This is a genomic window from Sphingomonas sp., assembly GCF_035555815.1.
Lineage (GTDB): Bacteria > Pseudomonadota > Alphaproteobacteria > Sphingomonadales > Sphingomonadaceae > Sphingomonas.
Genome location: NZ_DATMGG010000110.1, coordinates 1 through 10,860, shown reverse-complemented (window position 1 = coordinate 10,860; position 10,860 = coordinate 1). Strand labels below are relative to the sequence as shown.

Genomic DNA, 10,860 nt, shown 5'->3' with positions numbered 1-10,860 from the left:
CATGTCGGCGCGTTCGGCAACGCCATCCATTGCCCGCTGTCGGGCGGACTCGATTCGCGTTTGCTGCTGGGCGCGTTGCGCGCGGCGGGAGCGCGGCCGGACGTCTATGTCTACGGTCCGCCGGGCGACGCCGACGTCGCCATCGCGCGGGCGATCGGCGCGGCCGAGGGCTTTCCCGTCGCGTGGATCAACAAGGCGGAACAGCCGCTCGCCCCCGACGCCTTTGCCGAGCAGGTCGAGCGCAACTTCCACGCGTTTGACGGGCTGCCGACCTATGGCAACATCTTTGACAACGGCGGGAATTTCGCCGCGCAGCGGGCGCGCCATGCCGGCGGGGCGCTGGCAGCATCGGGGGGCTGCGGCGAGATCTACCGCAATTTCTTCTACCTGCCCGACCGGCCGATCGGCGCGGCGGCGGTGGCGCGGACCTTCTACGCCCGCTTCACCCCGGCCGACACCACCGCGCTGTTCGACGAGACCGATTTCCTGCGCCGCATCACCACCAAGATCGCGGACGCGCTGGGGGTCGACCAGCGCGACACGCTGCCGCGCGGGCTGGTCGAGCACATCTATCCGCGCGTGCGCTGCCGTGCATTGTTCGGGCGGGAGGTCAGCCTGGAGGCGCGGCTGGGCGCCTATCTGATGCCGTTCCTCGATCATCAGGTGGTGGCAGAGGCGATGACGCTGCCGATGGCGCTCAAGCACGCCGGCCGGTTCGAGGCGATGCTGCTGGCCGCGATCGACCCGGCGCTGGCGCGGCACATGTCCGCCTATGGCCACGATTTCGCCGGCCCGCCCGGCCGCCGCCACCGCTTCGACGAATGGTCGTCGCGCATCCGCCCGATCTGGCTGCGCCAGCGCAGCTACGCGATCCAGCGCCGGCTGCGCCCGATGGCGGACGAGCATGGCGGGCTGCTGGGCGGCGAGTACATGGGGCGGGTGATCGACCCGGCGTTTCCAGCGATGCGGCGCTATTTCGCGATGGACCGGATCACCGACAGCGGCCTGTGGCGGCGGATCGCCAATCTGGAATATCTGGCGGCGCGGCTGGGGTCGCGGCTGGCGGAGTGACACGGCCTGCCGGCCGGTGCGCGGAGTTGCAGGCGTTGGCGCCCCGGACCCTGAACTCCCGCCTGCGCGGGAGCACAATTGCTAGAACCAGCGTGATCCCTCCGGCGTGATCCGGTCGGCGAGCTGGTTGTTCCGCACCGTCACCTTGTCACCCGACCAGTTGCCGACCAGCGTCGTCTTCCACTTGAACCCGTCGGCGAGCCACGCCCGGTTGTTCTCGACCATAAGCCCGGCGGAGCTGTGCTTGATCCCTTCCGGCCCGACGGTGATCATCGTCGCGTAATTGTCCTTGTTCGGCCCGACCACGAAGCTGTTGCCGGCGATGCGTCCGCTCGCGCCGTTGGACAGGTCGATCATGTAGTTGGTGTGCGATCCCTTGCTGTCGTCGAAACTCGAATCGAGGATCTCGACGCGCGGCGCGCGGGTCTTGACGTAATGGCCGCCGGTGCCGCGTTCGAAACGCGACCGGGTGATCTTCAGCGCCGCATAGTCGCCGATGTAGATCGAATGCGCGCCGTTGCCGGTCGGATCCTTGCCCAGGCCGGCGAAGGTCGACTGGTCGATGGTGATGCTGCTCGACGGATCGTTGGCGGAAAGGATGCCCGACTGGCCGTCGATGAACATGCTGCGGGTGACGGTCAGGTCGCCCTTTTCGATGCGGATGCCGGCACCGTTGCCATCGTTGACATAGGTGTGGGTGAATACGATCCCGTCGATCCGTGCTCCAGCGCCGCGCAGGACCAGCGTCGCCTTGCCTTCACAGATCGCGCGTTCGAAGATCGTCTTGCCCGGCACCTCCGCGACATAGGCGACTCGGCCCGATTCCTGGACGGCGCATTCGTGATAGGTGCCCGGCGCGATGCGGATGGTGCCGTCGCCGCCCTGCAATGCCGCCATCGCCTCATCGAAGCTGCGGAAAGACTGTCCGGTTTCGGCGACGGTGAACGCCGCGCGCTCCCCCTGCGGATAGGCGGGCGCGGATAACGCGGTGACCGAGGCGAGGAGGAGCAGCAGGCGCATCGCGGCAATCCCGAACGGCGCGGCATCCAGGCGGCGCCGGCCCGGCTTAACCGACAACGGTTACCGACGGGTTAGGGTCAGGCCGTTGGGGGCGCCGGTCGGAACGCTTCCCCGTCACGGGCATTGGTCGCCCTTCGGATGACGGAGGCGATGTGACGGCACGGATCGTGTACAGCGACGACAGCGGACCGGGGATCACCCGGCGCAAGTTGAGCCATGGCTGGAGCTATTGGGGGCCAGACGGCGCCCGCGTCGCCGATCGCGACCAGATCGACCGGCTGAACGCGATCGGGCTGCCGCCCGCCTATCGGGATGGCTGGTTCAATCCGGATCCGCGCGGCCATATCCAGGCGGTCGGCCGCGATGCCCGCGGCCGCAAGCAATATCGCTACCACCCCGATTTCCGCGCGGCACGCGAGGCGGAGAAATACGACGGCTGCGCCGGCTTTGGCCGCGCGTTGCCCAAATTACGCGCGCGGGTCGAGGCCGATCTGCGCCGCCCGGCGCTGAGCCGGGAAAAGGCGGTGGCGGCGGTCGTGCGGCTGCTCGACCTTGGCCGGCTGCGCGTCGGCAACGAAGGCTATGCCCGGACCAACAAGAGTTTCGGCGCCACCACGCTGCGCAAGCGCCATGCCGCGCTGGCCGGATCGACGCTGCGCCTCCAGTTCCGCGCCAAATCGGGCAAGATGCGCCGGTTGACCATCACCGACCGCAGCCTGGCGCGGTTCGTGCGGCGATGCCACGATCTGCCGGGCCAGCACCTTTTCGCCTGGCTCGATGCCGCCGGAGAGGCACACCCGGTCACGTCCGGCGACGTCAACGACTATATCCGCGCGGCGACCGGCGCCGACTTCACCGCCAAGCATTTCCGCACCTGGGGCGCCAGCGTGATCGCGTTCACCGCGCTGGTCGAAGCCGATGGGGACATCGGGCTGAAGGCGATGCTGGAACCGGTCACCGCGATCCTGGGCAACACCCCGGCGATCGCGCGCAAGAGCTATGTCCACCCGACGCTGATCACGCTGGCCGCATCCCGCGACCAGGCCGCGCTGCGCGCCCGCGCGCTGCCGCGGGTGACCCGCTATCTGAGCCGGGCGGAGCGCGCGCTGATCGAGTTGCTGGAAAATTCGCCGCCGACTGGCCACAAGCACAGCTGACTGACGGAGTTCCGATGAGCAACATCACCGCCGCCAACAAGGCGCAGATCACCCCGGCCGAGGTCCAGGCCCACGCCACCACGCTGTTTGCCGACGGTGCGGTGTGGTTGCGCACCAACTGGCTGGCGATCCTGATCGCGGTCGGAGTCGCGGCGGCGATCTGGCTGGCGCTGCACGGCTTGCGCCGGCTGGGGATGCGCCTGTGCCGCAACGAACCGGGCCCGGCGGGCTGGCGCACGGTGATCGGGCGCGCGATCGCGCGCACCGGCAACGTCTTCATCACCATGACCGCCGCGCAACTGGTCACCGGCTATGCCGATGCGCCGCCGTCGGTGGCGACGACGATCCATTTCTTGTTCACCGTCGCCGCAGTGTTCCAGGCGGCGGTGTGGGCGCGCGAGATCATCCTCGGCGCGGTCGAGGCGCGTACCGGGACGGACGACCACGCCGCGCTCGGCACCGCGATGGGGCTGATCCGCGTCCTGGTCACCTTTGCCCTGTTCGCGATCGCGCTGGTGGTGGTGCTCGACAATCTCGGCGTCAACGTCACCGGGCTGGTCGCCGGGCTGGGCGTCGGTGGCATCGCGATCGGCCTGGCCGCGCAGGGCATCTTCGCCGATCTGTTCGCGGCGCTGGCGATCATCTTCGACCGGCCATTCCGCGTCGGCGAGACGGTCAGCTATGACCAGACCACCGGATCGGTCGAGCGCATCGGGCTGAAATCGACCCGCATCCGCGCCACCACCGGCGAGGAGCGCGTGATCTCCAACAAGAACCTGCTCGACAAGGAAATCCGCAACATCACCCAGCGATCGTATCGGCGCGGCACCTTCACCCTGTCGCTGGTCTACGAGACGCCGGCGGAACTGGCCGAACGGGTGCCGGCGATCCTGAAGGAGCTGGTCGAGGCGCAGGGTTTGCGATTCAACCACGCCGGTCTGGTCAATTTTGCCCCGAACACGCTGGAATTCGAGGTCGAATTCGATTCGCGCAGCCCGCTGGCCGACGTCCTGTTCGAAAAGCGCCACAAGCTGGGGATCGCGATCCTGGGCCGGTTCGCGCAGGAGGGAATCAGCTTCGCCGATCCGATCCTCGCGCATACGCCGCCATCGCCGCGCGGGTGAGCCAGCGCCCTCTCCCGCCCGGCGCCGGCATGATTTAGAACTTCGGGTTCGGTGACGGCCGCCCGCGTTCCGTCACCGCTTCGCTCGATGATCGCCCCGCCGCCGCCGATCTTCGTAATCGCGGTCCGCCGCCCCTTGCGGCGGCGGCGCAGCCGTGCTTGAGGAGCCGTCGAGGCGTCGTGCCGCAGTGCCGCAAGAGGGAATTGCCGTGGAAACGATCACCATTCAGGAAAGGGCCGCCCAGATCGGCCAGGAAGCCGTGTCCGACTGGGTCGAGGTCAGCCAGGAGATGATCGACAAGTTCGCCGATGCGACGGGCGATCACCAGTTCATCCACGTCAACCCGCAGATGGCGGCGGTGACGCCATTCGGCGGCACGATCGCACATGGTTTCCTGACGCTGTCGCTGATGCCGCTGCTGTCGTCGAAGACCGACCTGCCGCAGATCGCGGGCGTGCGGATGGGCGTCAACTACGGCGGCAACAAGGTCCGCTTCCTCACGCCGGTGCGCTCGGGAAAGCGCGTGCGCGGGCGCTTCAAGCTGCTCGAGCTGATCGAGAAGCGCCCGGGCCAGTGGCAGCAGACCAGCGAATACACCGTCGAGATCGAGGGCGAGGACAAGCCAGCGATGATCGCCGAATGGATCAGCCAGCTCTTCATCTGACCGCTCACCGAAAGGAAACAGACCCATGCGTTCCGCCGTCATCGTCTCCACCGCCCGCAGCCCGATCGGCCGCGCCTATCGCGGCGCATTCAACAACCTGCCCTCCCCCACGCTGGGCGCCCACGCGATCCGCGAGGCGGTGAAGCGCGCCGGGATCGACGGGGCCGAGGTCGACGACGTCGTGTTCGGCTCCGCGCTGCAACAGGGGCATCAGGCCGGCAACATCGCCCGCACCTCGCTGCTGCGCGCCGGGCTGCCGGTCACCGTGTCGGGCATGTCGCTCGACCGTCAGTGCGCGTCGGGGCTGATGGCGATCGCCACCGCAGCCAAGCAGATCGTGGTCGACAACATGAACGTCGCGATCGGCGGCGGCGTCGAATCGATCAGCCTGGTCCAGACCGCGCAGATGCGCGTCGCGCCCGATCCCGAGCTGCTGGCGATGCACAAGGACGTCTATATGCCGATGCTGGGCACCGCCGAGGTGGTCGCCAAGCGCTATGGCATCAGCCGTGAGGCGCAGGACGAATATTCGCTCCAGTCGCAGCAGCGCACCGCCGCCGCGCAGGCCGCCGGCAAGTTCGACGACGAGATCGTGCCGCTGACCGCGACGATGGCGGTGACCAACAAGGAAACCAAGGAAGTCACCTACAAGGAGGTGACGCTGTCGAAGGACGAGGGCAATCGCGCCGACACCACGCTGGAGGGTCTGCAATCGCTCCAGCCGGTGATGGGGCCGGGCTTTACCATTACCGCCGGGAACGCCAGCCAGCTGTCCGATGGCAGCTCCGCCAGCGTGCTGATGGAGGAGAAGCTCGCCGAACAGCGCGGGCTGACCCCGCTCGGCCGCTATGTCGGCATGGCCGTCGCCGGCACCGAGCCGGACGAGATGGGTATCGGCCCGGTGTTCGCCATCCCCAAGCTGCTCGAGCGCAACGGGCTGAAGATGGACGACATCGGCCTGTGGGAGCTGAACGAGGCGTTCGCGGTGCAGGTGCTCTATTGCCGTGACAAGCTGGGCATTCCCAACGAACTGCTCAACGTCAACGGCGGGTCGATCTCGATCGGCCACCCCTATGGCATGACCGGCGCACGCTGCACCGGCCACGCGCTGATCGAGGGCAAGCGCCGCGGCGCCAAGTACGTCGTCGTGACGATGTGCGTCGGCGGCGGCATGGGCGCGGCGGGACTGTTCGAAGTCCTGTAAGAAACGACATGGACGCGCGGGGTCGCTCCCTCGCGCGTCCGCTTTCGCCGTCAGCACATATCGTTGCGACAACCCCGGCGTCGCACCCGGCGCGCAAGGCCGACGGAAGCCGTGGCGCCACCCCCGACGCGCCCCACGCCCTGCCCCGAAGGGTTGGGACAGGCCGGGTTTCGCTCACCCTTTCCGGTCACCGGCATTTTCGGAAACATCCCTAGCCGCGGGTTAACCGCGCCTGTTCACCGTGACTTGAAACGACGGCGGTATCGCGGTCGGGTCGATCACCGGGGGATGCCCGAAAATGCGTTTTGGCTGGACCGTCGCCGCACCGGCGCGGCATAGCGTTTCCGTGCTTGCCCTTCTCGCCCTTCTCGCCGGCTGGCTGGCTGGGGTGCCGGCCTGGGCGGGCACGATCCGCGATATCCGGGTCAGCGGCAACGCGATCACCCTCCGCTTCGACGACAGCGTCGCCGATGCCAGCGCCTTCGTGCTCGACGCCCCGCGCCGGATCGCGATCGATCTGGGCGGCGCGGTGCCCGGTCCGCCCGCGCGCGCCAGCGGCGGCGCGGTAGAGGGGGTGCGCCAGGGCGCGCGCGACGGCGGCGCGCGGGTGGTGCTGGACCTCGCCCGGCCGGCGATCGTCACCGAGGGACGCTTCGGCGACGACGGCCGCACGCTTACGCTGGCCCTGCGCACTGTCGACGACGCCACCTTTGCCCGCGCCGCCAGCGAACGCCGGCTGCAATTCCTGCCACCGTTCAACTATCTCGCGCCACCGGCGCGGCACGCCTACAGCGTGGCGATGCCCGTGCCGCCACCGGCCAAGGCGCCGCCGCTGCCCGACATATCCGGCGATCCGTCGCGCCCGCTGGTGGTGATCGACGCCGGCCATGGCGGCCATGATCCCGGCGCGCTCTCGCCCGACGGCACGCTGCGCGAAAAGGATCTGACACTGAAGGTCGCGAAGGCGATCCGCGACGAACTGCTGGCTTCGGGGCGCGTGCGCGTGGCGATGACGCGCGACGACGACCGCTTCCTGATCCTCCAGGATCGCTACGGCATCGCCCGCCGACTAGGGGCGAGCCTGTTCATCTCGATCCACTGTGACAGCGCCGGCAACCCCGACGCATCGGGCGCAACGGTCTATACCCTGTCGGAAGTCGCGTCCGACAAGGAAGCGGCGCGGCTGGCGGCGCGCGAGAACAAGGCGGACGTGCTTGCCGGGGTCGATCTGGGCGATGCGTCCCCCGACATCTCGTCGATCCTGATCGACCTGACCCAGCGCGAGACGATGAACACCTCGGCCAGCTTCGCCCGCCTGCTGGGACGCGAGGCCAAGCCGCTGATTCCGACCAAGGCGGCGTTCCACCGCATGGCGTCGCTGATGGTGCTCAAGGCGCCGGACATGCCGTCGATCCTGTTCGAGACCGGCTATATCTCCAACCAGCGCGACGCCGATTTCCTGAATTCGCGCGCAGGCCGCGAAAAGGTGGCCGAAAGCGTCCGCCGCGCGGTGACCGTCCACTTCGCCACACGAATGGCGGCGCGCTGACGCCGCACGGCGCGTCGCGCTAGCCATTGCCCCAGCGCAGGACAGGCCCTAGACCCGCCGGCGATGTCCGAGAGTGCCGCCGACCAGCCCGACTTTCGCCTGCGTTTGCAGCGCGACACCAGCGGCATCCGCAGCGCGATCGGGCGGCTGTGGGCGCGGCGCTGGATTCGATGGCTCGCCTACCTCGCGGGCGCCGCGCTGGTGGTTCTTGGCGGACTATGGATGGCGATCGCCAGCGGGCTGCCGTCGGTCGACAAGCTCAAGACCTATGAACCGCCGCTGCCGACCAACGTGCGCGGCGGCGACGGCACCCCGATCCACAGCTATGCGCGCGAACGCCGCGTCGAACTGTCCTATGCCGAATATCCGCCGCTGCTGGTCCGCGCCTTCCTGGCGGCGGAGGACCGCACCTTCTTCGAACATGGCGGACTCGATTATCCGGGACTGGTGCGCGCGGCGTTCGACGGCGTCGTACGCGGCCAGACCCCGCGCGGGACCTCGACCATCACGCAGCAGGTGGTGAAGAACCTGCTGTTGACCAACGAGGTCAGTTACATCCGCAAGGCCAAGGAGGGGCTGCTCGCGTTTCGCATCGAAAGCGCGCTGACCAAGCAGCAGATCCTCGAACTCTATCTCAATTCGATCGCACTTGGCCGCAACGCTTTTGGGGTCGAGGCGGCGAGCCACGCCTATTTCGACAAGGAGCTGGACGAGCTGAGCCTCGCCCAGATGGCCTATCTGGCGATCCTGCCCAAGGGGCCGTCGAACTATAGCCCCGAGCGCAATACGGAACGCGCGCTGACCCGGCGCAACTGGGTGCTGGGCGAGATGCTGCGCAACAAGTTCATCAACCAGGCCCAGCACGACGCCGCCGTCGCCGAGCCGCTGGGCACGGTCAGCCGGCGCACCCCGGTGTTCGACCCCAATGGCGGCTATTTCGTCGAGGAAGTGCGCCGCGAGCTGCTCGACCGGTTCGGCGAGACCGACAAGGATGGGCCGCACAGCGTCTATGCCGGCGGGCTGTGGGTGCGCACGTCATACGATCCGAAACTCCAGCAATATGCGCAAGACGCGCTGCGCGACGGTCTGTTGCGTTTCGATCGCGGGCGCGGCTGGTCGGGGCCGCTGGGCCGGGCGGTGATCGAGGGCGACAAGTGGTTCGGGCCGTTCACCGCGACCAACCTCGGCATCGGCTATAGCGATTGGCGCGCGGCGATCGTGATCGATACCGCCGGCGACGCCGCGACGATCGGCTTCAGCGACGGCAAGACGGGCACGCTGCCGCGCGCCGCCGCGCAGATGCCGGTGCGCGGGCAAGGCGGCACCGCCTTTGCGGCGCTGAAGCGCGGCGACATCATCGCCGTGGCGCCGGAGGGCAGCCAATGGGCGCTGCGCAGCGTGCCCAGGGTGTCGGGCGCGTTCGTGGTCGAGGAGCCGGCGACCGGCCGCGTGCTGGCGATGCAGGGCGGGTTCGATTCGCGGCTCGGCGCATTCAACCGCGCGACGCAGGCGATGCGCCAGCCGGGCTCCACCATCAAGCCGATCGTCTATTCCGCGGCGCTGGCCAACGGGATGACCCCGGCGACGATCATCGTCGACGGGCCGTTCTGCGTCTATCAGGGCGGGCGGCTGGGCAACAAATGCTTCCGTAACTTCGGCGGCGGCGGCGGTTCCGGGCCGCACACGATGCGCTGGGGCATCGAACAGTCGCGCAACCTGATGACGGTGCGCGCCGCGGCGACGGTCGGCATGAACCACGTCGTCGACATGATCCAGCGGCTGGGCGTCAGCACAGAGAAATATCCCGCCTACCTGTCCTATGCGCTGGGCGCGGGGGAGACGACGGTGTCGCGGATGGTCAACGCCTATGCGACGCTGGTCAACCACGGCCGTGCGCTGACGCCGACGCTGATCGACTATGCGCAGAACCGCCACGGCAAGGTGATCTGGCCGGCCAACTGGCGCGCGTGCGATCGCTGCAACGCGCCCGACTGGGACGGAAAGCCGATGCCGCGCCCCGCGATCCGCTGGCGCCAGGCGGTCGACGCGATGACCGCGTTCCAGATGGTCCACATCACCGAGGGGGTGGTCCAGCGCGGCACCGCCACCGTGCTGCGCGATCTGGGCCGGCCGATGATGGGCAAGACCGGCACCACCAACGGCCCGACCGACGTGTGGTTCGTCGGCGGCACGCCGCAGATGATCGGCGGGCTGTACCTGGGCTATGATAGTCCGTCGAACCTGGGCGGCTATGCCCAGGGCGGATCGATCGCCGCGCCGATCTTCAAGGATTTCGCGAAGAAGGCGTTCGAGGGGATGCCGGTGGTGCCGTTCCGCGCGCCGCCGGGCATCCGGCTGATGCGGATCGACCGCGCCAGCGGCCGGCCGGTCTATGGCGCGTGGCCGACCAGCAACGACGATCGTCCCGCGGTGATCTGGGAAGCGTTCAAGCCCGAAGCGGAGCCGCGCCGCGGACGGCGCACGACCGAGGAGGACGACGCGCCCAAGGCGGTCGCGACCCAGGCCGCCCCGCGCGCCGAACGTCCGCGCGACAGCGAATTCTTGCAAAGGGAAGGCGGAATCTACTAGCGCCCGCCCCTATATAGCGATGGGGCGGAACGTGCCCCGCCGTGTTTTTCTGGAGTTTTTCCCATGCGCGCCGAAGCGCAAGCTCATGTCGATGTCATCAACGACGCGCTCGCGCTGCTGCGTCGCTTCCTCAACTGGGACCAGGCGCTGCGCCGGCTCGACGAGCTGAACGCGCGCGTCGAGGATCAGGCGCTGTGGAACGATCCCAAGGCGGCACAGGAGGTGATGCGCGAGCGCCGTCGGCTCGACGAGGCGATCACCGCGACGCGCGCGATCGAGCGCGAGCTGGGCGATACCGTCGAGCTGATCGAGATGGCCGATGCCGAAGGCGACGCCGAAATGGTCGACGGCGGGATCCAGGAACTCGCCGCGCTGGCGAAGCGCGCCAACGCCGACAAGGTCAAGGCGCTGCTGGCGGGTGAGGCCGACGGCAACGACAGCTATGTCGAGATCAACGCCGGCGCCGGCGGCACCGAGAGCCA

General features: G+C 68.6%; 9 protein-coding genes. 8 read left to right on the top strand and 1 reads right to left on the bottom strand.

Going from position 1 to position 10,860, the window contains the following annotated elements:
• The coding region (locus tag VNR91_RS06120) for a hypothetical protein (protein ID WP_325489887.1) at positions 1–1,071 on the top strand (1,071 nt) is incomplete at its 5' end.
• An 81-nt stretch (positions 1,072–1,152) separates the two neighbouring features.
• Here the strand turns inward: VNR91_RS06120 and VNR91_RS06115 are convergent.
• The gene (locus VNR91_RS06115) at positions 1,153–2,091 is read right to left on the bottom strand and encodes a right-handed parallel beta-helix repeat-containing protein (protein ID WP_325489886.1); all 939 of its coding nucleotides are present in this window, start codon (positions 2,089–2,091) and stop codon (positions 1,153–1,155) included.
• Positions 2,092–2,243: 152 nt separating this feature from the next.
• Here VNR91_RS06115 and VNR91_RS06110 point away from each other — a divergent pair, with 152 nt between their 5' ends.
• The 7 genes from VNR91_RS06110 to VNR91_RS06080 all read left to right on the top strand — a co-directional run.
• Positions 2,244–3,248 carry a DNA topoisomerase IB gene (locus VNR91_RS06110; RefSeq protein ID WP_325489885.1) on the top strand — a complete coding sequence of 335 codons (1,005 nt, stop codon included), beginning with the start codon at positions 2,244–2,246 and terminating at the stop codon, positions 3,246–3,248.
• Positions 3,249–3,262: 14 nt separating this feature from the next.
• Positions 3,263–4,372 (top strand): mechanosensitive ion channel family protein, encoded by a 1,110-nt coding sequence (locus VNR91_RS06105; RefSeq protein WP_325489884.1) that lies wholly within the window; start codon positions 3,263–3,265, stop codon positions 4,370–4,372.
• 208 nt (positions 4,373–4,580) lie between these two features.
• Positions 4,581–5,036: a MaoC family dehydratase gene (locus tag VNR91_RS06100; RefSeq protein ID WP_325489883.1), complete on the top strand. Its 456-nt coding sequence runs from the start codon at positions 4,581–4,583 to the stop codon at positions 5,034–5,036.
• A gap of 25 nt (positions 5,037–5,061) precedes the next feature.
• Entirely contained in the window at positions 5,062–6,240 is a 1,179-nt protein-coding gene (locus tag VNR91_RS06095) for an acetyl-CoA C-acyltransferase (protein ID WP_325489882.1), read from the top strand.
• A gap of 298 nt (positions 6,241–6,538) precedes the next feature.
• Positions 6,539–7,789 carry an N-acetylmuramoyl-L-alanine amidase gene (locus VNR91_RS06090; RefSeq protein WP_325489881.1) on the top strand — a complete coding sequence of 417 codons (1,251 nt, stop codon included), beginning with the start codon at positions 6,539–6,541 and terminating at the stop codon, positions 7,787–7,789.
• A gap of 63 nt (positions 7,790–7,852) precedes the next feature.
• On the top strand, positions 7,853–10,378 hold the full coding sequence (locus tag VNR91_RS06085) for a penicillin-binding protein 1A (RefSeq protein ID WP_325489880.1): 2,526 nt from the start codon (positions 7,853–7,855) through the stop codon (positions 10,376–10,378).
• Positions 10,379–10,441: 63 nt separating this feature from the next.
• The coding region (locus VNR91_RS06080; RefSeq protein ID WP_325489879.1) for a PCRF domain-containing protein at positions 10,442–10,860 on the top strand (419 nt) is incomplete at its 3' end.